Below are 23379 nucleotides of genomic sequence, written 5' to 3' on the forward strand. Positions count from 1 at the left end.
CAATAAGTCGCATAAATATGAATTTTGACGAAAATTTAATGAGTTTTACCCAAATTGCAAAGAACGATTATTTCATGAATCTTAATAAGTCCCTCTCTAGTGATTGTCTTTCTATCATACTCTAAACGGTAACCGCAAGGATTACTGTTACGTTTTAAAAGGAATAATTGGTTTGGTTTGAATTAATAAACAAACTCTCCAAATTCAGATTGTATCGTTACTTGTTTACCTTCAAAGCCTTCTACCCTACCAATAATCTGAGCATCAATGCCAAATGATTTTGAAATATCAATTAAAGTCTGGGCGTATTGTGGGTTTATGTACACTTCTAGCCTATGACCCATGTTGAAAACCTTATACATTTCTTTGAAATCTGTATTGCTTTCTTCCTGAATCATTTTAAACAATGGAGGCAAAGCAAAAAGATTATCTTTGATAATATGCACGTTATTAACAAAATGTAGCACCTTTGTTTGGGCTCCACCCGAACAATGTACCATACCATGTATTACAGGTCTTAATTCGTTCAATATCGCCTTTACAACGGGTGCATAAGTACGAGTAGGCGAAAGGATTAATTGACCTACGTTCAATGGTGCTCCTACTACTTCATCAGTCAGACGTTTTGAACCGCTATAAACCAAATCTTTTGGTACAGCAGGGTCAAAGCTTTCAGCATACAAATCTGCTAAATAATGACCAAGCACATCATGACGAGCCGAAGTTAAGCCATTAGAACCCATTCCACCATTGTATGTTTTTTCGTATTTCGACTGTCCGTCAGAAGCCAATCCAACAATTACATCTCCTGCTTGAATAGTATGATTAGAAATCACGTCTGAACGTTTCATTCTAGCTATTACGGTAGAATCTACAATGATTGTCCTTACTAAATCGCCAACGTCTGCTGTTTCGCCACCAGTACTCCAAATACCAATACCATTGTCTCTTAGCATCTCTAGTACTTCTTCAGTACCATTAATAATTTCAGCAATTACCTCGCCTGGAATAAGGTTTTTATTACGACCAATTGTGCTTGATAACAACATATTATCCGTTGCACCCACACAAATTAAATCATCCGTATTCATTACTACGGCATCTTGAGCAATGCCACGCCACACAGAAACATCACCTGTTTCTTTCCAATAAAGATAAGCCAATGATGATTTAGTACCTGCACCGTCGGCGTGCATAATATTGCAATAGGTGTCGTCGCCACCTAACATATCTGGAGAAATTTTACAAAATGCTTGCGGAAAAAGCCCTTTATCAAGTTTTTCGATGGCTTTATGTACGTCTTCTTTAGAGGCAGAAACACCTCTTTGCATGTAACGGTCGGTCATTATGCGCTTTACTTTTTTCGTTTTATTAATCAATGCTACAAAGTTACGCTTATCTCAACAAAAAACTTCATTCAAAGCTTTACTAAAGGATATTTGCTATTAAAATTCTTGGTAAAGGGTATAATCAAGCTACTCTTTTCAGATTTTAATGCTATTATAAACTTCTGATTAACAAAAGATTAAGCGCAACAAAAAAGTGTAACAAGACGTTATTTTTTCAAAATTTATCAGTAATTTACCAAATCATTAATAACACCTCTTAAAAACGCATCAATCAGTAGTCTATTTACCAAAGCAATCACGAGTTCAAGTATATTCTTTCAACATTAAAATTTAAGGATTATGGGTCGGAAAGTTTTAGTTTTAAATCAAGATTATAGTGCTTTAACTGTTTGTTCGATTCCTAAAGCTTTTTTGTTGGTCTTCCTAAAAAAAGCTGATTTAATATCTGAATCTGCCACCGAACAATTAAGAAGTGTCTCTCAGTCTTTCCCCATGCCTTCGGTCATTCGTTTACATCGTTATGTGTATTTGCCTTATAAAGGCGTAATGTTATCAAGGCAGAATATTTTTAGGCGTGACGGCGGACAATGCCAATATTGCGGAACACCAGAAGATTTAACGTTAGACCATGTATTGCCCAAATCAAGAGGTGGAAGAACGTCATGGGACAACCTTGCTACGGCCTGTAAGCGATGCAATTCAAGAAAAGGAGACCTTACCCCAGAAGAAGCAGGAATGCCTTTAAAAACCAAACCTTATAAGCCTTCGTTTGTGATGTTTTTAAGAGATTTTGGTGGAAGTATAGAAGAAAGTTGGTTACCTTTCTTGGGAAAAAGAAAAGAGAAAGCATTTGTTCAATAAACCAAAAAGAGGTCGCTCATTGATGGGCGACCTCTTTTTGGTTTATTGATTGATTAAGCTACTAGCTCGTTGTATTGCTTTCTTATACAAAGGCACCGTACTACAAGGTTCGCCAAACATTAATGACTGTACATAAGGCTTAAATAATCTCGTAATTTCTACATAAGCACTGGTTGGTATAACTCTTTTTATAAGGACTTCTATTTAGTTATTTTCTTTAGATTCATTTATACAATCCTTCTAACATATACAATTCTTAAATATTTAACCATAAAATTTATTTTACTCAACATAAATCGTAATTTTACTCAATACATTGAGCAAAATTATGTTTATTAAATCAGAAATAGCCATTCTAAAAAAAAGAATGGAAGACAATCGTAAATTCATTCAGGTTATTATGGGCCCTAGGCAAGTAGGGAAAACAACGCTGGTTAAGCAATTAATCACTCAAATTGATGTGCCTACAGTCTTTGTAGCTGCTGATGGAGTGCCTTCTGCCAATAGTATATGGATTAGCCAGCAATGGCAATTAGCACGTTTTCAATTAATTAACAGTGGTGCTAGAGAATGTATTTTAATTATTGATGAAATACAAAAAATTGATAATTGGGCAGAAATAATAAAAACAGAATGGGATAAAGACACCTTTGAAAATAGAAATATCAAGGTGATTTTATTAGGTTCTGCACGATTGCTTTTGCAACGTGGACTAAGTGAATCCTTAGCAGGTCGTTTTGAGATAATACAAATGACCCATTGGTCTTTTGCTGAAATGCAAGAAGCTTTTGACCTTTCAGTAGAGCAATTCGTTTATTTTGGTGGGTATCCTGGTGCGGCTTCTTTAATTGAAGATGAGGAGAGATGGAGAGAATACGTATTACAAAGTCTAATAGAAACAACGCTCTCGAAAGATATTTTAATGATGACAAGGGTTGATAAACCCACATTATTAAGGCAATTATTTGAATTAGGCTGTAGTTATTCTGGTCAGATTTTATCCATGACTAAACTTTTGGGACAGCTACAAGATGCTGGAAATACAACTACGCTATCTCATTATCTTGAACTCTTAGACTCTGCAGGGTTATTAGTTGGTCTTGAAAAATATGCTCCAGATATAGCTAGACAAAAAATGTCGATTCCGAAATGGCAAGTTCAAAACACAGCTTTCTCTTCAGTTTATAACCCCTACAGCTTTAAACAATCTATCCAAAATCCAGAAATTTGGGGTAGATGTGTTGAAACTGCAATTGGAGTACATTTAATAAGGGCACAAAGATTACAAAAAACAGAGGTTTCATATTGGCGAGAAGGCAACGATGAAGTAGATTTTGTTTTAAAAAAATCAAATAAAGTTATTGGTATTGAAGTAAAAAGCGGTCGTACACAAAGTGCGAAGGGTATGATAGCTTTTGCCAAAAAGATGCGTCATGATAAGGTCTTACTGATAGGAAATAGTGGGATTCTATGGCAAGATTTCTTAAAATCGGATGTAAATATTTTATTTGAAATGTAAGCAAAGTTACCTCCACAATATTGTTTCGGTGAATCAGGAATAGAGATGTTTTTATATCTCTATTCCTGATTCACCGAAACACTCTGCCTAACCATCGCCTTTTTATAAAGCGGCACTGTACTACAAGGCTCGCCAAACATTAATGACTGTACATAAGGCTTAAATAATCTCGTAATTTCTACATAAGCACTGGTTGGTACGGGTACTTTTGAACAACCCTTTATGACAACTTTTGCTCCACGATATTCTTCGGGATTAATTTTAGCAAGGGCTTCGTAAAATAACTTATCTTCCAAGGCCTTTAAGTCTCCAAAAACAATGCAATTGGCAAAGTCTTGTAGTTTCAAGGTCAATAGCATATAGGCCCAAGTAGGGATTACAGCATCTTCTGAACAGATAACTGCAACATTTTTGCCTTCATACTGCGACCAATCATGATTTTTAAGGAATTCTCTAAAGTCTTTTTCCTTTAAAATCATGCCCATAAAAAGATTATCTTTAAGGTCATACACAACTCGCTCTCCTTTGTGGTAAAGTTCCTCAAGGTCGAATGAGATTAGACCACTACTCGCTACTTTATTGATAATGATATCTTCCATATCGCTTACGATTTAATGAATCGGTTTATATTTTCTTGGGCTGAGTCCCTACAAAATCTTTTAGATAGAAAGGTTCAAAGCTTACTACGTTTTCAAATAACGATTCTTCAAAAGATTTAGTTGCCAAATAGCCGATGCTTTTAGCAGAAGGAAGAATAGGTATTTCTAAAAATTTGGCATTATTATGCGAAATAGACTCTCGGCATTTGTCTGCTCCGTCGCCAAAGAAAACGATAGGTTGGGTATTAAGTAAATCAAGGAAAGAATATTCGTCGATAACCTTCGCTTCTGTTTCTAGAATACTGGTTAGGTTGGTCTTTACTATAGTGCAATACACTTCCATTCTTCTAGCATCAATCATCGGGCAAAGCAAATAATTGGCAGGAAAAAAATCTTTTACTTGATAAGCCATTGCCTCTAAAGTATTGATAGCTATCAGGGGCTTGTCTAATGCAAAACAAAAACCTTTGGCCGTTGAAACACCAATGCGTAATCCTGTATAAGAACCTGGACCTTTGGCCACAGCGATAGCGTCTAATTCATTTAAAGTAAAACCTGATTGCTTTACTACATTTTCGCAAAGGGTAGTCAGCATTCCTGAATGAGACTTTTCAGTAAAAAGTTCGCTACAAGCCAATATTTTGCCATCTTGATGAACAGCAACCGAACATACTTTGGTGGAAGTATCAATGCTAAGGATTAATGCCATTGGAATATCAATAAATAATTAATTTGCTACAAAATTACATCCAAGCTGTGGCAAATAAAAATGGCGATAGATTTCTCTAACGCCATTCGTAATATTGTTACCTTTTATTAAGACATTATTGATTAATTCCCTTTCAAAATTGATTGATAACGTGGCATATCTGTAAACAATTTCAAAGCCTCCTGAATTTCAGGGTCTTTGGCGAAAGATTGCTCACGCGTACCTCTTTGTAAATAATAATGCACTACTATTTCTTGTTCTAAAGCTGTTTTTATTTCGTCTTTAAACTTCATAATATCTGCTTCTTTGCTATGCGAAAGTTTATTTCTAAGCGACTTTAACTGTTCTGAGATATTCTCATAATAGCGTTCTCTTTTAGCTGAAGCTTCTAATAAGTTAAGGTCTTTTTCCGCTTGAGTGGTATAATCAAAATCTTGTGTTACCGCCCATTTTACAAAGTCGTTGTATTCAGCATTTGTTAATTCAAAATCTTTCGCTGGCTTAATAGACGGATGCTCAAAATGATACTTAATGGCATAATCAAACAAAATATATCGATTCGATAAAGCCAACGTAACGGCAGCAGGATAAGGTCTATCCACTTCAATATCTGGCAAAATACCTCCACCATCATACACTACTCTACCACTTTTTACAGTTTTGAATGGTCTACGCAACGAATCTGGCAATTTACCTACGCTACCATCTGGATTACGGTGACTATAGTCAATCGCTTGAATACAACGTCCACTTGGAATATAATACTTTGCCGTAGTTACTTTTAGTTTGGTATTATAAGTCAAATCGCGGGTTATTTGAACAAGTCCTTTTCCATAACTGCGTTGTCCGATTAATACACCACGGTCATAATCTTGAATCACACCCGCAACGATTTCAGCAGCCGAAGCACTTCTTGAGTTGGTTAATACTGTTATTGGCATTTCTGTATCTATAGCAGCATTCAACCCTACGTAAGTCTTATTCCAGTCTTCTACTTTACCTTTGGTTGAAACAATCTCAGATTCTTTTGGTAGAAAAATATTACAAATATCTACCGCCATATTCAAGAGTCCTCCTGGGTTTTCTCTTAAATCAAGGACTAACTTTTTCATACCCTTACCTTTTAGTTCGGTAAAAGCTGTACGTACTTCTTTAGACGCCGTACCTGTAAAGTCTTTTAAATCGATATAGCCTACTTCGTTATTAATCATGCCGTAGTAGGGTACATTTTTCATTTTTACTACATCACGTACGATAGAAACTTCTTCTAACTTATCTGTTCCATAACGTTTTACAGTTATTCTTACGGCTGTACCTGTTTGTCCTTTGATAAGCTTGCCAGCATCATTGATTTTACGTGCTGCCAAATCTACGCCATCTACTTTTACAATTTCATCCCCAATGCGTAATCCTGATTTTTCGGCGGGTGTGCCTTCATCAATTAACATAATTACAATTTTGCCATTTCTATTGCCCGTTACAATGCCAATACCGTTATATTTGCCCGTAGTCATCGTCATATAATCTTCGATTTCATCTTCGGCATAATATACAGTGTAAGGGTCAAACGATTTTAACATCGCATCAATAGACGTCTTGATGGTTTTGTTGGGATTGATTTCATCTACATAATAGCGATTCAATTCCTTGAAGAGCGTAGCATAAATGTCTAAGTTTTTGGCAATTTCAAAGAAACGCTCGCCCGGTTCCGTAAATGATGCCAACGAAAAACCTATCACAGTAATCGCTGTGATTATTAGTGACTTAGCAGACATTTTTATATTCATTTGTCAGAAAATTTTTAAAGAAAACAATTAAGGAAAGGATTCTTTATGTGTTTGTACAAAGAACCAAACGAAGAAGGTTGTGGAAGTATTTCATCAGACTTGGCGTAATTTGTTTAGCTTATTTGAAATACTGTCACTAAACCATTTTTTTGAAAATCGCTTTCATCGATTTTTCTATTTTGGCATAATCTTCTATCGTCTTTGCAATATACACAAAAGCAATATATGCTGGAATCTGTGAAGAAGGTTTTTCCAATAAAAGCTGTTTGTTCAAACGATAGGCTTCGCGCGTACGACGCTTGATGAGGTTTCTATCAACAGCATGTTTGAAATAACGTTTTGAAACCGAAATCAAAATAGCTGGTAAAGGCGATTGTGGATTTTCAGTAGAAGATACTTCTAAAACCTCTTCATTAGCTTCATCATCAATCAATTCTGCACTTGTCTCTGTCAATACAACATCTGTATTACTTAAAATATAAGAAACACGAAAAGGGTAGAGAAAAACCGAGTTGATTTTTTCACTACCCTTTCTATCAAAGAGCTTATCTATAACTTTCTTAGAACTGAGTCGTTCTGACTTTTTGAAAGTAAACTTCATGCTTTAATTTGGTAATTTGAAGATTTGCTGATTTGAAAATGTCATAAAACAAATTTCAAACCCTACTAATTTTCAAATTTTCAAATTGTTCACACTATAAGACTATTTACCTCTTTTCTCGTCAGAAACTGTCAATTTGTGTCTTCCTCTTGCACGACGAGCAGCCAAAGTACGGCGACCGTTTGGAGTTGACATTCTTTCACGGAATCCGTGCTTGTTCTTTCTTTTTCTTACAGAAGGTTGAAATGTTCTTTTCATGGCATTATATCTTTATAATTCTTATATTTCTAAAACAGGACTGCAAAGGTACAGAAGTTTTTTGAAGTTGCAAATTCTTTCTAAAAACTTTCTGACACTAAGGTGATGATAATGAGTATCTTTGATAAAAATTATTCAAAGTTTAGATACAAATACTTATTGTGAAGGCTAATTTTATGTTACACTGAAAAGCTTTATCAAAATATGAATTATAAAATTTTTTCTCAAGAACCGCAAAGTCATCTGCTAAACATAGAAATGCTGATTGATAATATTCAATCAGAAACGCTTGAAATTCAGTTGCCTGCATGGCGACCAGGGCGCTATGAATTACAGCATTTTGCTAAAAATATTCAACGTTTTGAAATAGTTGATTTACAAGGCAACCTCCTTAGCTTTGGGAAAATCACTAAAGATAGATGGCGAGTAAATACGACTGATATTCAATCTGTTAAAGTAGTTTTTACTTACTTTTCCAATGTGCAAAATGCTGGAAGTTCCTTTGTAGATGATAGTACGATGTACATCAATTTTGTAAACTGCTTGCCTTATGTAGAAGGCAGAATGGATGAAGCTTGTGAAGTAAGTATTTCTTTACCAGATGATTATAAGATTGTCTGTGGTTTGCCTAGTAAGGTAAATGAACCTAATACTTTACTGGCACAAGATTATTATCATTTGGTTGACTGTCCGTTATTAGCAAGTCCTTATTTACAACATAAAAGTTATCGAGTAGCAGATACAGTTTTTTTTGTCTGGTTTTTAGGAAATTATATTCCAAACTGGGAAAAAACATTATCAGACTTTCAAAAGTTTACAGAAAAGCAGATTGAAATAATGGGCGATTTTCCTGAAAAGGATTATCATTTTATGAATTGGATATTGCCCACTTCATTTTATCATGGGGTAGAGCATCGCAACTCTACCATGATTGTGCTGGGGCCAGCTTCAGAAGGTGATGGACTTTATACAGATTTACTTGGAGTTAGTTCACATGAATTGTATCATGCATGGAATATCTGCAAAATTCGTCCCATAGAAATGATGCCTTATGATTTTACCAAAGAAAATTATTTCACGACAGGTTTTGTAGCAGAAGGAGTAACAACCTATTTTGGAGATTTATTCTTGGTACAATCGGGGGTATTTAATCTAGAAGCATATCTAAAAGAATTAGAAACTGTTATCAAGCGTCATTTTGAACAAGATGGACGAGCGTTTCAGTCGCTCACTGAATCGTCTTACGACTTGTGGTTAGATGGTTACTCACAAGCTATTCCTAATCGCAGAGTATCCATTTATCAGAAAGGAGCGGTAGTAGCCTTAATACTGGATTTGATGATTCGTTTGAAGTTTGGTCATCGTCGTTCTTTAGGCAGTATTATGCAACTAATGTGGGAACGTTTTGGTAAAACTGGCGAGGGTTATTCAATAGAAGATTATCAAAAAGTTTGTGAAGAAGTATATGCAGGGTCTTTAAAAGACTATTTTAAAAATTGTATTGAAGGCAATATTCCATTAGAAGATTTAGTAAATGAGCTACTCCAAGCCTTTGGTATTAGCATGCAACGCAACCTTGACGGCAAAATTCATTTGGAATTGTTGGATTCAGAGAACGAAAACCTAAAGTTGTGGTTAAATTTGTAACGATTTTTTTTAAGACACCTATCATTTTATAACTTAAAAGGTTATATTTTTGTTATGATAATTGAATTTGATAACGATGATTTGTACAACTATTATTTAGGAAGTTTTAAAGGAAAGCCTAAATTTCCAATGGCTGTACAAAATCAATTCCGAAAGGTTGTATCACTTTTTCAAACTGCATCCTCATTTTCTGAAATAAAGAAAATTAATTCTTTAAGAATACATCCATTGAAACGAGATTTAATGGGTTATTATTCAGCGAGAATTAATGACCAATATCGTTTGATTTTCGAGCTAAAATCTGAGGAAAATGGAGACGAAGTTTTAGAAATCATCATTATTGAAGATTTAACAGATTATCATTAATAAAATGAAAACAAGGTTAGACCCCAATTACATTCCGCCTGTGGCAATGCACCCTGGCGAATTATTGCGTAACGAAATCAAAGAAAGAGGACTTAAACAGACAGAATTAGCCAATAAATTAGCTATTAGCCAACCTTTTTTGAATGGTTTATTGAGAGAAAAAAAGAAAATAAGTATTGAATTAGCTATCAAATTAGAAGAAGTATTGGGCATTGAAGCCGAACAGTGGGTGAAGCTCCAGAGACTTTTCGATAAAATAGAAACAAGAAATAAAACAGAGCAAAGTCTTCAGCATTTAAATATTTCATCTCAGAAAAGAGAAAGTATTTTAGTAGCGATGATGGCATAGTATATTTTAGTTATTTGTATATACGAATGGCTGATTATTTTAGGATATATAAACAAATCTGATTATGGCCATGAAGAAGTATTGCTAATAGGATTTAATAAGATAATAAAAGAAAACGCTCGTCTAATTTTAAAATTATTGGATGAGTTATTTGACCAATAAATGAAAGAAAAAATAAAACAATTAGCCCAAGCCAACGCCAGTGAGTTTGTGGCCAATCGCAGACATTTACATCAAAATCCTGAATTATCTTATCAGGAATTTAATACGCAAAAGTTTGTGGCAGCACGCCTAAAAGAAATTGGAATTATCCCAACTGAAATTGCGAACACAGGCTTAGTAGCAACGATTGAGGGGAATAATTCTTCTTCTAAAATCGTGGCTTTGCGTGCAGACATGGATGCTTTACCGATTGTTGAAGCGAACGATGTACCCTATAAATCATTGAACGAAGGCGTAATGCACGCTTGTGGGCATGATGTGCATACAGCTTCATTATTAGGCGTATCTAAAATTTTACATACGCTTCGCAATGAATTTGACGGAACAGTAAAGCTAGTTTTTCAACCTGCTGAAGAAAAAGCCCCTGGTGGAGCATCGGTAATGATTGCAGAAGGAGCTTTATTGAACCCTACTCCTAGCAAAATGCTTGGTCAGCACGTAGCACCAAATATTCCCGTAGGAAAAATCGGTTTCCGCGAAGGAATGTATATGGCTAGTGCAGATGAATTATACTTTACGGTAAAAGGCAAAGGTGGACACGGGGCCATGCCCGAATTAGGCATTGACCCTGTATTGATTACCTCACATATTATCGTGGCTTTACAGCAGATTATTAGTCGCAATAGAAATCCTCGTTATCCTTCGGTGCTAACTTTTGGAAAAGTAATAGCCAATGGTGCTACCAACGTAATTCCAAACGAAGTATACGTAGAAGGTACTTTTCGTGCGATGGACGAAGAATGGCGTGCAGATGCGTTGGCACGTATCAAGAAAATGGCAGAAGGTATTGCAGAATCTATGGGGGGAACTTGCGAAGTATTTATTCAGAAAGGATATCCATTCTTAAAGAATGAACCAGAATTAACACGTAGGATGAAAGGTGCTGCGGTTGATTATATGGGTGAAGCCAACGTAATTGATTTAGATATTTGGTTGGCAGCAGAAGATTTTGCCTATTATACACATCATGTAGATTCGTGTTTTTATCGTTTAGGAACTCGTAATGAAGCCAAAGGCATCATCTCGGGTGTTCATACGCCTACTTTTGATATTGACGAAAGTGCTTTAGAAATCGGAGCAGGCTTGATGTCTTGGTTGGCTGTTAGTGAATTGGCCATCTAATCATATGACTTTGTAGATATTGAAAACCTCTTGATTTGATAATCAGGAGGTTTTATTTTTTCGTTCTTTTATCTATTTTCTCATAAATTTTCAAACAGAAAAAAGAAATTATCTATTATCCGTAGCGGTACCCCTTGCGGTTACCGTTTATTAGTAAGAGTACTTTGTCGAACGGTAACCGCAAGGGTTACCGCTACGGGGATTATACGAAGATAAAATCCTTAGCTTTTTTGATTACTTTATTAAAATCACAATTCATCACTCACAATTATTATTTACATCATGCCCAAAGATAATTTTTCCACCCAAGCAGCACTTTATGCTAAGTTTCGACCAAAATATCCTGAGGAATTATATGATTTTGTATTGAGCAAGGTAAAAAGCTTTGACACTGCTTGGGATTGTGCTACTGGTAATGGACAAGTAGCCTATCGTCTATCTGAAACATTTAAAGATGTTTTTGCAACCGATATTTCTCAAAAACAGCTAGACAATGCACAACAAGCTGATAATATTCATTATGCTATTGCTCAAGCTGAAAAGACTGATTTTCAAGCAAATACTTTTGATTTAATTACAGTAGGACAAGCAATTCATTGGTTTAATTTTGAGCAGTTTTATCAAGAAGTTCTTCGAGTTGCTAAGCCAGAAGCCATTTTTGCTGCTTGGGGTTATGGTACATTGACGATTGATAATGAAGAAGCCAATGCTTTGTTCCAAGATTTTTATCAAGAACAAATTGGTGAGTATTGGGATGCTGAACGTGGCTATATTGATGAGGAATATCGTACGCTTCCTTTTACACTAGCAGAAATTGAAAGCCCAAGGTTTGAAATGGTTTATCAATGGACATTGGCTGAACTGGAAGGTTATTTAAATACGTGGTCGAGTGTACAGAAATACATTAAAATTCACCATGAAAACCCTGTAGATGGTTTTATAGAAAGTTTAAAAGCTATCTATAAAAGTTCAGATATTTTTACGGTGAACTTTCCTATTTTTATGAAGGTAGGGTTTGTAAAATAATATTTTTACTCTCAATCACTGATGGCATGACTTGAAGTCATGCCATCAGTACATATCACATCTCAATCCCAATCCTCTTCATCAATTGACTAGCATTAAAACTATGGCAAACGCCTTCACGAAGTTTATAATCAAAAACTAAATCGTCATTGACAACCTCTGATGAAAAGCTGTAGTTTTTTACAAAATCCTGTTCGTCAAATTCATCTCCTAATTCTACATCATGGGTTGAAATAAAGCCCGAAGCTGATGTCTTATGCAATTGTAACATCAAAGCCCTTGCTCCTTCATGGCGGTCTTTTGAGTTTGTTCCTTTCAAAATTTCATCTAGAAAATATAGAATCGATGCCTTATTAGTATCGGTTGTAGCTACTTCGTCAATCAACTGCTTCAAGCGTTTTAACTCTGCGTAAAACGACGATGTTCCTTCTTCTAACGAATCATTGCTTCGCATACTGGTAAATACCTGCAAACACGAACATTCAAAGCTTTCTGCACAAACTACGCCACCTGCCAATGCCAAAACTACATTAATGGCTACTGTTCTTTGGAAAGTACTTTTCCCTGACATATTCGAGCCTGTAATGATAATCGTTTTGCCTTCGCCAATTAGTTCTATATCATTTGCTATTCGTTTGCTTGCTTTAATCATTGGATGCCCCAAATCCTTGGCCTTTAGCGTCACTCCGCCCGTTACAATAGTCGGATTAATAAAGGTTGGATTCGCAAAATGATAACCCGAGAAACTATTCAAAACCTCAAACTCAGCAATCACAGCTAGCCAAATAGGAAGATTATCACGGTGAGCTTGTTTCCAATTTTCTAGTTTAATAAAATATTGAATATCCCATAAAGTTGGAACACCTACGACAAAGGCAAAGAATGGATTACTTCTATTGGCTAGTTTATTAAGGATGTCCTCTAAAGCTTTGATAGCAGGACTTGCCTCTGAAATTTTATGTTTTAAATCGTTTAGCTTTTCTTCTTGAAAATTCTCTGCGACAATCAATTCTGATACTGCTGCATAGGCTTTCATCGCTCCCGCAATACGATTGGTTTGTTCTAGGGCAATGCTTACTTCTTCAAAAATTTGTTTCAGAATCATCCCATGTGCCATAAAAAGCACCAATACTATATACGCTGGCACAAACCCCACAATCCAAGCAATGGCTACAGGAATAGTCAAATAAGGTAAATAACGAGCAATTTGAAATAGGGACTTTTTAATCGTTTGGTTCGCAGGAGCATTATTCCATGCTAATAGCTTGTCGGTTGGTTCAGCTACTTCTTCAATCAACATCGCTGAAGCTTCTAAATCCTGACGCCAGTCAATTTTTGCTGATAATTCCTGAATGGCCTTTTGGCGATTTAAAATTTCATTTGTTTGGGCTGGATGCAATATCCAATCTGCCAGCATTTTGGCTCCTCCAAAGGTATGTGTACGATTGAGTAATTTATAAAGTGATTGGTTTCCGAAAATATCTAAATCATTCGCATAGAAATGTTTGTCTTCTACGAAAGCTTCGCCCGTTTCAGTACGATTAAATTGGTTTGATAACCGTTGAATTTCATCTTCATTCAAGGCAATCAACTCCTTGTTTTTATCTCTTAAGTATTTAACTTTAAGATGTTTGGTCACTGAAAATAAAAACAAGGCTATCCCAATAATCAATACCAATAAAGTATAGGCAAAATCATACAACTCATAACAGAAATAGCCGACCAAAGCAGTGATTGCAAATAAAAATGCTCTGAAAACAGCCCATTGATTATACTGTTTTTGGAAGTGTTCAACAAGGCTCTGGAAGTGTATTTTTCTGCTTTGAAAAGTTTCGAGGGGTGTCATATACATATTTTAATTTCGACAAAGATACACAAAGGGCTTTGAACATTGCAAAGGCTTATAATTCCTGCAATTCATCTGATTCAAAAAAGTGAACGCCTTTTAAATCTTTGCTCGCTAATACTTGCATAGCCTTTGCTATTTGTGAGGCTTCTATTCCTCTGTATTTTTTAAGTTTCCCTATCAATAATGGTGAGATTATTTTAGCTAATACAATCCCAATTTTTTCTCCTACCCTAAACTCTTCTCTATCCCCTAAAATAAAAGATGGACGAACACTGATAAAATTATCAAAGCCTAAACTCTTTATTTTCTGTTCTAAATCGCCCTTAGTTCTCAAATAAAAATTAGAAGAAGTAGCATCAGCACCAATCGATGACACCAGAATATACTGTTTTATCCCATTGACTTGGGCAATTTTACCAATTTCAAAAGGATAGGTACAATCTATTTTATACTGTACTTCTTTAGACCCTGCTTTTTTTAGGGTTGTGCCCATCGCACAAAACAAATCGTCTCCAACAATTTTTGTAGGGTCTGGCTTATCAAAATCTATCTTTTCTTGTACTAGCTTGGGATGGCTAATGTCCAATGGTTTGCGTAATAACAAGGTTACTTTTGTGTAATGTGGGTTTTCAAGGATTTGTTTTACGAGGGTGCTTCCCACCAAACCTGTTGCTCCGATAATTAAGGCTGTTTTCATAGTAATTTTCTGATAGACAATTCTTTAAATAAATTACGAAGTTTATGATAATCATTACTTATTGCTTAAACCTTATAATGAGGCTCTCCGTTCCTAGAAGAAAACCTCTTTTATGTTAAGGTATCTAAAAAAATATAAAAATCGGTAATTTAATAACTATCATTTCGTTTTTTACGTTTGTATTCTAGGCTTTTCCTGTAAATTTGAGTTAATCAATTCATCAAATGTGTTATCGTGAAAGAAAATACTTTATATTCTATACTGAAATCATACCAAAAGAGACTTACGAATCTGAGTGCTAGGAATAAGTCTTTATTATTGACTTCCGCAACTGAACAATTTTTAGATATTCATGAGCTTGATTTTCTAAAGAATACTCCTTCTTTTCATATCATTGAGCAACTAATCGCTCAAAAAAACACGATATCACTTTCTGAAAAACATGACCCTCGTTTTGAAAAAGTAAACGAAATCAGTAAAAAACTAAGAAAAATTTCAAGGCATGATAAACTGATAGAAGAAGAACGTGGCTCTGAAGATTTATACATTGGTTACCCTATTGTAAAAGGTAAATTTTCAGATGGTACTGTCGTTCGTTGTCCATTACTTTTTTTTCCAATTCATCTAGAGGCTACGCTTTCTACTCAAAAGAATGCTGGCACTGATGAATCTCTCACAGAAATATGGCAAATAAAATTGAGAGAAGAGGCGCTTTCAATCAATAGAAGTTTTTTGTTGGCTTATTCTTATTTCAATGATATTCAGCTTTCCGATGAGTTTTTGGATAATTCTTTCGAGGATTTTTCAAAAAATGCCCTTGAATTCAGAACACAGCTTTATGAATACCTAAAAAGCTCTCCGCTAAATATCAATTTCAATCAAGAAAACTTTACGAATCAACTAACGTTTTTCGAAAAAATCACCAAAACTGAATTAGAAGCAACCGAACGCAATGGCGAACTGAAGTTATATCCACAAGCTGTTTTAGGAATTTTCCCACAAGCAGGTTCGTTTTTAGTGCCCGATTATCAGTTTCTGATTGATACGCTTGCCCAAAATGAAGAAAAAACGGTTGAGCATCTTTTTCCAAATGATGTCAATCCAGAGCATTCTGTTATCAGAGAGGAACAATTGCTAATGCCCTTTGAAATAGATATTTCACAAGAGGTAGCCTTGCGAGAAGTAAAAGCTGGACAATCGTTGGTAGTACAAGGCCCACCTGGCACTGGGAAGTCTCAATTGATTTGTAACCTTGTTGCCGATTTTACGGCCAGAGGGAAAAAGGTATTGGTAGTTTGCCAGAAAAGGGCAGCGCTAGATGTTGTGCAAGAACGCCTAACACAAGTGGGCATGAGAGCTTTCGTAGGGAATGTCCATGACTTTAAGAATGATAGGAAAGCGTTGTATCAACAAATCTTTGATCAGATAGAGCAAGTAGATACTTATCAAAAGCAGAATCAAAGTCTGGATGCTATTTTTATCGAAAGAAATTTCACACAACAAAGTCGGCAAATTGATAAAGTTTCCGAAGAACTCCAAAGCTTTAAAGATGCCTTATTTGCCATCAATGAATCTGGCGTATCAATCAAGGAATTATATTTGACAAGCTCGGCCAATGATTCTTTTGTGGACTTGCAGGAGTATTACAAGTACTTCAACTTTACGGAAATCAAAGATTTTGTTGAGAAATTTAAGCTATACTTTGCTTACCAAGAAAGATTAAGAGGGAACGAAGCTTCTGAATTTTGGCAAAATCGTCTTTCTTTTCAACATCGCCAATCAAGTGATATTGCATTGATTACTAAGACGATTAAAGAATTAAGTCATTTTGTACAAGACTTTGAGAACCAAGCCAAGCACATATTGGATAAAAATTTATCTTTTGAATCTCTCCAAAAGATTTCACTCGAAAGAATAAAGCTACAAAATCTTTTAAATGGTATTGCGACCGACAAAGTATATAAACTTTTAACCAGAAATTTAACGGAACGAATCAGGACTAATGCTACTAAAATCTCGGGATTAGAAGCGGAAGTTGGACAATTGTTTGCTGGGCAGGGGATTGAAATCACTTTACCTAGTACAGCACTACTGCCTTTAGCTGGCAAAATAAGTAATGCTATCAATGCCAAAGAAAATACATTTGAAAGTATTTATTGGACGTTGTTTTCTAAAGAGAAAAAGGAAATTCAGCATCTGGCAATCGCCAATGGTTTAAGCATTGCGTCGGACGATTTAAAAAAATTACACGAAAGAATTCTGAATAGAATTGCTTTAGAAAAATGGTGGCAAGAAAACGCTTACCTGTTTGGGAAAGACTTTGAAAAAACCATAGAGGACAATCAGGAACCTATTTGGTTGAGGAAAGGCTATCGTTGGTTTGAACGCCATTTTCAACTACTGTATCAAGTAGCCAAAGCTGAAACTATTTTACGGAGTATTAAAAGTGTTCAATTAAGTGAGTGGCTAGATTGCAGTTGGGCAGATTTTCAACCGAAAGTCAATTTTCTGATTGAGAAGTCAACCCAATTAGAAGAACAAATAAGTCTATGGCAGGCAAACTTATCTCCTATTCAGATAAAAGAATTAGCCAACCTCCAACATGGTACTTTAGTGATTAAATACTTGCAAGAGTATTTTGATGATATGCAGGAGTTGGATGCGTTGAAGGCAAATAGTAGCCATACAGAGTTAGCCGTAATTGGGTTGTTTGATGATGAAAAGAATCCTTACGAGAGTTTTCTGAATAGTTTAAAATTAGCTTGGATAAAAGATATTGAAATAAAAAATCCAATTTTAAGAGGAGTAAGTTCTTTAAAAATTGGACAATTAGAAAGTCTCTTACAAGAGTCTCTGTTACAAAAACAGCAATTAAGTAAGGAAATCTTATTGCTAAAATTACGCACACTCAGTTATCAGAATTTAGAGAAAAATCGGCTTCAAAACATTGTCACTTATCGTGATTTAAAACACCAAGTAGCTAAAAAGCGGAAGTTATGGGCAGTTAGGCGATTGATTTCCACTTTTTCAGATGAAATATTCAGGCTTGTGCCTTGTTGGTTGGCTTCGCCAGAAACGGTATCAGCCATTTTTCCGATGGAAACCGAAAGTCCTTTCTTCGATTTAATCATCTTTGATGAGGCCTCGCAATGTTTTGCTGAACAGGGTATTCCAGCACTATTCAGAGGGAAACAGGTAGTGATAGCTGGCGATTCTAAACAATTGCAACCTAATGATTTATACCGATTAAAATTTGAAAACGATGATGATGATACTCCCGCCTTGGAAGTCGATTCACTGTTAGATTTGGCTTGCCAATATTTACCCCAAACGCAACTAAGAGGGCATTATCGTAGTCGTTCGTTAGATTTAATAGATTTTTCTAACCAATATTTTTATAAAAACACATTACAGCTTTTGCCTGATTTTCATGAAATCAATAAGGGCGAGCCTGCTATTCAATATTTAAAAGTAAATGGTATTTGGGAAAACAACAGCAATCTTGAGGAGGCCGAAACCATCATTAGTTTGGTACAGAACCTCAAAAAAGATTTCCCTCAAAAATCTATCGGTATTGTTACTTTTAACTTTAAACAACAAGGACTCATTCAGGATTTATTAGAAGCAAAGCATTTTTCTTTTGATAACACTGATACTGCTGTGGCGCCTATTTTTGTTAAAAATATTGAGAATGTACAAGGTGATGAGCGAGACATCATTATTTTTTCAATAGCGTATGCCCCTGATGTGAAAGGCAAATTGAGTATGCAGTTCGGGTCGCTTAATCAGCAAGGTGGCGAAAACCGTTTGAATGTAGCCATTACCCGTGCCAAAGAAAAAATATTGATTGTGAGTAGTATTATGCCACATCAACTGCATGTTGAGGATACCCTAAATGAGGGTCCTAAATTATTGAAAAGCTATTTGGAATATGCGTTATTAGTCTCGGAAGGCAATTATAAACCTAAGCCTTATTTTTCAACAAAGTATCAGGCAGATTGGTTATTAAAAGAGCAAATTGCCAAAGATAATCAGCAACATATTAAAGAATTGCCTTTTGCTGATATCACAGTTAAAACAGGAGAAAAGTACGAGTCGCTTATCTTAACTGACGATGATTTGTATTACGAGCATATTTCGCCCAAAGAAACTTTCGCTTATATTCCAGCAGGATTGAAAGCCAAAGGCTGGTCTTTTGAGCGTATTTATAGTCGTAATTTTTGGAAAAATACTTAAACTGAGTGGGGAGTTTTTTTTACCCGCAGATTGTTAGATAATTTTTCGCAGATTTACGCAGATAATATTTGTCAGCGTAAATCTGCGTTATTAATCTCCAATATCTGCGGGTAAAAAATCAAAAAGATTAACATGAAAAATATTATTTTGCATCTCAGGATTCCGTTTTCTTTTTTCCTTATGCCTGTTTATTGGTTCGCCTTGAGCCAAACGAGTAATACCAACTTGGGTATCAGTATCGGCGTTTTCTTCCTGCTCCATTTATTGATTTATCCTGCCTCTAATGCTTATAATAGTTATTATGATAAAGATGAAGGCTCAATTGGGGGACTAGAAAATCCTCCTCCTGTTAGCAAAGCATTATTTTATGTTGCTTGGGGATTGGATATTATAGCAGTCATTATCGCTTACTTACTCTCAGGTTGGATATTAGCACTTGCTTTACTTATTTATAGTAGTATTTCTAAAGCATATTCTAATGATAAAATTAGGTTAAAGAAATACCCAATCCTTAGCTGGATTACTGTCGGTATTTTTCAAGGTGCGTTTACGTATTTAACTGTTATCCAAGCAATCGACGAGCTTCCACTTGAGAATTTATTGCAAGAGAAATACTTATTCCCTGCCTTATTGAGTAGCTTCAATCTACTGGGTTTTTACCCCATGACCCAAATTTATCAACATGAAGAAGATGCTAAACGAGGAGACTTAACGATGAGCAGACTATTGGGTATTCGTGGTACTTTTATTTTTACAGCGGGAATTTTTCTATTGGTTACCATTGGTTTCTTCTATTTTTTCCAAACACAACAAATTTTTCAATTTCCTGCTTTTATTGTTTACTTGGTCGTAATGTCGCCAGTACTAATTTTCTTCAATAGTTGGTTTTTGAAAGTCCTTAAAGACGAAAGGTTAGCCGACTATAAGCACACGATGCAACTTAATTTCTTAGGTTCTATTTGCTTAAATCTGTTTTTTATATTGTTGTATTTAAGTAGTCACTAAGGCGATTTGTTTTGAATATTCCTCCTCTTTGATTTACACAAATAGCGATATATACTAATGACTAGTAAAAAGATGTATATTTAAGCCCTAAATATTACTTCAGCAAACTATGTATTCCCAAGCTATTACTACTTCCATTTTTGATTTATTCAAAGTTGGTCCTGGTCCATCGAGTTCACATACAATTGGACCGATGAAAGCCGCATACGATTTCTTAACAGAAATCAATCGTTTACCTACATCACTTATTTCAGATACGCTTCAAATCGAAATTTATTTATATGGCTCACTAAGTGCCACAGGAAAAGGACATGGAACAGATAGGGCCATCATTGCGGGTTTATTAGGCTGGAAACCTGATGCCTGCGACCCCGTTAAGTTCTTGAAAATATTAAAAAATCCAGATGATAAATATCCTGTCAAATTTCACGACCACCTTATCGCTGTAAATGCCGATAGTTTTCACTTTGAAAGAGGCAAATACGATTCTCCACACGCTAACACGATGGTGTTGAAATTGAAAGATGAATCAACCATACTTCTTGAACATGAATATTATTCCATTGGTGGAGGATTCATTTATCGCAAGGGAGAAAAACAACATCCTAAAAATGCCATTAATCCGCCCTACCCATACACCAGTATGAAGGAATTGAAGGCTCATTTAAATCGTGAAAAGATTTCTCTCACCGAACTCATGCTAGCCAATGAAATGGCTTTGACAGGCGTTTCAAAGAAAGAGATTGAGCAAAAAGTAGATGGCATTTTAGACTTTATGCATAAAGCCGTAAAACGTGGTTTGAAAGATAAAAGAGTATTGCCTGGTACTATCAAATTACGCAGAAAAGCCCCTTTACTCTATGAGCGTGCTAAGAATCTAGCCATCACCAGTGATAGCTTCTTGATTTTCTTAAATGCTTATTGTTTGGCAGCATCTGAAGAAAATGCCGCTGGGAATATTGTAGTCACCGCACCTACGTCGGGTGCATCTGGCGTAATTCCGGGGATTACTTATCTCATAAAAAATCATTTTCATTACACACCTTCCCTCATGCGTGATGGTATGTGGGCAGCCGCAGCCATTGGCTTTTTGGTAAAACATAATGCCAGTATTTCGGGTGCAGAAATGGGCTGTATGGGCGAAATCGGTACAGCATCAGCGATGGCCGCAGCTATGCTAACCTACTGTGCTACCAAAGATATCAATGCGATGGAATCGGCCGCTGAAATTGGCATAGAGCACCATTTAGGGATGACTTGCGACCCTATCGGTGGCTATGTACAGATTCCTTGTATTGAGCGTAATGCGATGGGAGCGGTAAAATCTTATAATGCTTTTCTGTTAGCTACCTCGGGAGACAGCTCTCTACAAAAAATCTCTTTTGACAGCGTGATTAAAGTAATGAAAGCCACAGGTAAAGATATGTCTAAAAAGTACAAAGAAACCTCTGAGGCAGGTTTGGCATTGAGTGCTACGGAATGTTGATAGATAGTATTCGCTGAATTGTTTTATTAAATTCAGCGAATACTATACAAAAACCTCCCAGCTTTGCTGAACCGCTTTCCTAAAAGCAGATAAGTCTATTCCCAAATCTATCGACTGACTTTCGAAATACTCTATCAGGTTTTGTGTATTGATATTGCCTACTAATTCGTCTTCCGCCATTGGACATCCTCCAAAACCTCCGATAGCACCATCAAAACGAGTACAGCCTGCTTCGTAAGCAGCTTTGATTTTAGGTAACCAAGCATCTGCACGAGCATGAAAATGCCCTCCAAATTCGATTGCAGAGTATGCTGAAATCAAGTCTTTGAATAGGCTTGAAATGATTGAAGTATCTGCCAAGCCAACAGTATCCGAAAGGGCGATGGTATTAATGCCTATATCCGCCATTTTCTTTGTCCAAAATGCTACAATTTGAGTATTATAAGCATCGCCATAGGGATTGCCAAAGGCCATTGAAAAATAAACGACTAATGTTTTATTGTTTTTTAAACAAAGGGATTGAATAGCTTCTACTGTCTTAAAAGCTTCTTCTATTGAAATATTAGTATTGCGTTGTTGAAAAGTCTCTGATATAGAAAAAGGAAAGCCTAGGTAATGGATTTTCTCAAAACTAACAGCCTTTTCTGCTCCACGCAGATTGGCTATAATTGCCAATAGTTTAGTAGAAGAATGATGTTCCTCTAAGGCACGATACACCAATTCTGTATCTGCCATTTGCGGAATGGCTTTGGGCGAAACAAAACTCCCAAAATCAAGGGTATCAAAACCTACTTCCAGTAATTGTTGTAGGTAAGCAATCTTCTGTGCTGTAGGGATTTGCCTTTCCCAGCCTTGCATGGCATCTCGTGGGCATTCTATTAATTTAATTGTTTTCATGTTTGGTTCCATGCTGAGAATATTCAACAATGGTTTAGATTGTTTTTGAAAACTAAACATAAAGAATTTCTTGGTGAATATCAAAAAACAAAAATCCCGTCCATTGCTGAATCGGGATCCTGTAAAAGTGGTTAGGTATTCGTTATTAATAAGATCTTCTTCTTTTTTTTGCTATTGCCTCCATATTATCATACCCTGCACGGTTTGGATATTGCATCATTATTTTATTGACAATCTCAAATACTAACAACTCTCTATCTTTCTTACTATTATTAATTTGCCCCTTTGTATATCCTTGCCAAATCATGTCTTTAGAATTAGCATCTGACATATTAATAATGATTCTATTTTCTTCATAATTATCAGAAGAAACACTCGCTGGCCAAGATGGTGTGGCAGTACTTGAACTTACTGATTGTATATTATGAGCATCGGTTGAAAAACTCACTACAATGTCTGGTCTAGCGTCATCTCTTTTATATCCTCTACTCCCCATTTCATATTCCATAGCCTTAGTCATACGTTTTATCATCAGCGGACTGCCCATTACGGCATCCTGCTGAGAAACAGGAGGCGTATAAAAACTATAAGTACGATATTGTGAAAAATTAATTTGGCGGTCGTAGTCTGAGCGAACCGTCAATGATGAGCTACAACTAATTGTCGCCAGTAATGTAGCTAAAGCAATGCATTTTAAAACTGTTTTCATAGAACTAGGAATTAATCTACTATGTGTAAAGAGGGTCTGAAATTTTCATAGATTAGCCAACTACATAGAATTTTATTTTGGTTAG

General features: G+C 35.7%; 20 protein-coding genes and 1 pseudogene. 10 read left to right on the plus strand and 11 right to left on the minus strand.

The window, feature by feature from the left end:
• Positions 1–182 precede the first annotated feature (182 nt).
• On the minus strand, positions 183–1346 hold the full coding sequence (locus J2Y60_RS24315; protein ID WP_309921974.1) for an AIR synthase related protein: 1164 nt from the start codon (positions 1344–1346) through the stop codon (positions 183–185).
• 342 nt (positions 1347–1688) lie between these two features.
• Here J2Y60_RS24315 and J2Y60_RS24320 point away from each other — a divergent pair, with 342 nt between their 5' ends.
• Positions 1689–2210 carry an HNH endonuclease gene (locus J2Y60_RS24320; RefSeq protein ID WP_309921971.1) on the plus strand — a complete coding sequence of 174 codons (522 nt, stop codon included), beginning with the start codon at positions 1689–1691 and terminating at the stop codon, positions 2208–2210.
• Positions 2211–2252: 42 nt separating this feature from the next.
• On the opposite strand, the pseudogene J2Y60_RS24325 reads toward J2Y60_RS24320, so the two are convergent.
• Positions 2253–2390, minus strand: a pseudogene (locus J2Y60_RS24325) (DUF2480 family protein); the annotation flags it as partial.
• Positions 2391–2538: 148 nt separating this feature from the next.
• Between J2Y60_RS24325 and J2Y60_RS24330 the strand changes: the two are divergent.
• A complete protein-coding gene (locus tag J2Y60_RS24330) occupies positions 2539–3729 on the plus strand; it encodes an ATP-binding protein (RefSeq protein WP_309921968.1) in 1191 nt (396 codons plus the stop codon).
• Between the two features lie 59 nt (positions 3730–3788).
• Here the strand turns inward: J2Y60_RS24330 and J2Y60_RS24335 are convergent, their stop codons facing one another.
• The 5 genes from J2Y60_RS24335 to rpmH all read right to left on the minus strand — a co-directional run bounded on the left by J2Y60_RS24335 (position 3789) and on the right by rpmH (position 7683).
• Positions 3789–4328, minus strand: coding sequence for a DUF2480 family protein (locus J2Y60_RS24335; RefSeq protein ID WP_309921965.1), 540 nt, complete (start codon positions 4326–4328; stop codon positions 3789–3791).
• Between the two features lie 25 nt (positions 4329–4353).
• The gene (gene tsaB, locus J2Y60_RS24340; RefSeq protein WP_309921962.1) at positions 4354–5037 is read right to left on the minus strand and encodes a tRNA (adenosine(37)-N6)-threonylcarbamoyltransferase complex dimerization subunit type 1 TsaB; all 684 of its coding nucleotides are present in this window, start codon (positions 5035–5037) and stop codon (positions 4354–4356) included.
• A gap of 122 nt (positions 5038–5159) precedes the next feature.
• Complete coding sequence (locus tag J2Y60_RS24345) at positions 5160–6824, minus strand: S41 family peptidase (protein ID WP_309921958.1); 1665 nt, start codon at positions 6822–6824, stop codon at positions 5160–5162.
• 136 nt (positions 6825–6960) lie between these two features.
• A complete protein-coding gene (gene rnpA, locus J2Y60_RS24350; protein ID WP_309921956.1) occupies positions 6961–7425 on the minus strand; it encodes a ribonuclease P protein component in 465 nt (154 codons plus the stop codon).
• 102 nt (positions 7426–7527) lie between these two features.
• Positions 7528–7683 carry a 50S ribosomal protein L34 gene (gene rpmH, locus J2Y60_RS24355; RefSeq protein WP_309921952.1) on the minus strand — a complete coding sequence of 52 codons (156 nt, stop codon included), beginning with the start codon at positions 7681–7683 and terminating at the stop codon, positions 7528–7530.
• Between the two features lie 204 nt (positions 7684–7887).
• Between rpmH and J2Y60_RS24360 the strand changes: the two genes are divergently transcribed.
• The 5 genes from J2Y60_RS24360 (at position 7888) to J2Y60_RS24380 (ending at position 12415) form a co-directional block, all read left to right on the plus strand.
• Complete coding sequence (locus J2Y60_RS24360; protein WP_309921948.1) at positions 7888–9330, plus strand: M61 family peptidase; 1443 nt, start codon at positions 7888–7890, stop codon at positions 9328–9330.
• A gap of 54 nt (positions 9331–9384) precedes the next feature.
• Positions 9385–9696, plus strand: coding sequence for a type II toxin-antitoxin system RelE/ParE family toxin (locus J2Y60_RS24365; protein WP_309921945.1), 312 nt, complete (start codon positions 9385–9387; stop codon positions 9694–9696).
• Positions 9697–9700: 4 nt separating this feature from the next.
• On the plus strand, positions 9701–10045 hold the full coding sequence (locus tag J2Y60_RS24370) for a HigA family addiction module antitoxin (RefSeq protein WP_309921942.1): 345 nt from the start codon (positions 9701–9703) through the stop codon (positions 10043–10045).
• Between the two features lie 162 nt (positions 10046–10207).
• Positions 10208–11389 carry a M20 family metallopeptidase gene (locus tag J2Y60_RS24375; protein ID WP_309921939.1) on the plus strand — a complete coding sequence of 394 codons (1182 nt, stop codon included), beginning with the start codon at positions 10208–10210 and terminating at the stop codon, positions 11387–11389.
• A gap of 282 nt (positions 11390–11671) precedes the next feature.
• Positions 11672–12415, plus strand: coding sequence for a class I SAM-dependent methyltransferase (locus tag J2Y60_RS24380; RefSeq protein ID WP_309921936.1), 744 nt, complete (start codon positions 11672–11674; stop codon positions 12413–12415).
• Positions 12416–12470: 55 nt separating this feature from the next.
• On the opposite strand, the gene J2Y60_RS24385 is transcribed toward J2Y60_RS24380, so the two are convergent.
• Positions 12471–14261: a MutS-related protein gene (locus J2Y60_RS24385; RefSeq protein ID WP_309921933.1), complete on the minus strand. Its 1791-nt coding sequence runs from the start codon at positions 14259–14261 to the stop codon at positions 12471–12473.
• Between the two features lie 55 nt (positions 14262–14316).
• On the minus strand, positions 14317–14961 hold the full coding sequence (locus tag J2Y60_RS24390; protein WP_309921931.1) for an oxidoreductase: 645 nt from the start codon (positions 14959–14961) through the stop codon (positions 14317–14319).
• Between the two features lie 234 nt (positions 14962–15195).
• Between J2Y60_RS24390 and J2Y60_RS24395 the strand changes: the two genes are divergently transcribed.
• From J2Y60_RS24395 to J2Y60_RS24405, 3 genes are all read left to right on the plus strand, one after another.
• A complete protein-coding gene (locus tag J2Y60_RS24395; protein ID WP_309921928.1) occupies positions 15196–19197 on the plus strand; it encodes an AAA domain-containing protein in 4002 nt (1333 codons plus the stop codon).
• A 132-nt stretch (positions 19198–19329) separates the two neighbouring features.
• Positions 19330–20202, plus strand: a complete 873-nt coding sequence (locus J2Y60_RS24400; RefSeq protein WP_309921926.1) for a UbiA family prenyltransferase — start codon at positions 19330–19332, stop codon at positions 20200–20202.
• Between the two features lie 109 nt (positions 20203–20311).
• Positions 20312–21688, plus strand: a complete 1377-nt coding sequence (locus tag J2Y60_RS24405) for an L-serine ammonia-lyase (RefSeq protein WP_309921924.1) — start codon at positions 20312–20314, stop codon at positions 21686–21688.
• Between the two features lie 42 nt (positions 21689–21730).
• On the opposite strand, the gene J2Y60_RS24410 is transcribed toward J2Y60_RS24405, so the two are convergent.
• Both J2Y60_RS24410 and J2Y60_RS24415 read right to left on the minus strand, forming a co-directional pair.
• Positions 21731–22585, minus strand: a complete 855-nt coding sequence (locus J2Y60_RS24410) for a hydroxymethylglutaryl-CoA lyase (RefSeq protein WP_309921921.1) — start codon at positions 22583–22585, stop codon at positions 21731–21733.
• A gap of 145 nt (positions 22586–22730) precedes the next feature.
• Positions 22731–23294 carry a DUF4136 domain-containing protein gene (locus J2Y60_RS24415; RefSeq protein WP_309921918.1) on the minus strand — a complete coding sequence of 188 codons (564 nt, stop codon included), beginning with the start codon at positions 23292–23294 and terminating at the stop codon, positions 22731–22733.
• Positions 23295–23379 lie beyond the last annotated feature (85 nt).

The sequence above is a fragment of the Arcicella sp. BE140 genome (assembly GCF_031456255.1).
GTDB classification, from domain to species: Bacteria; Bacteroidota; Bacteroidia; order Cytophagales; family Spirosomataceae; genus Arcicella; species Arcicella aquatica.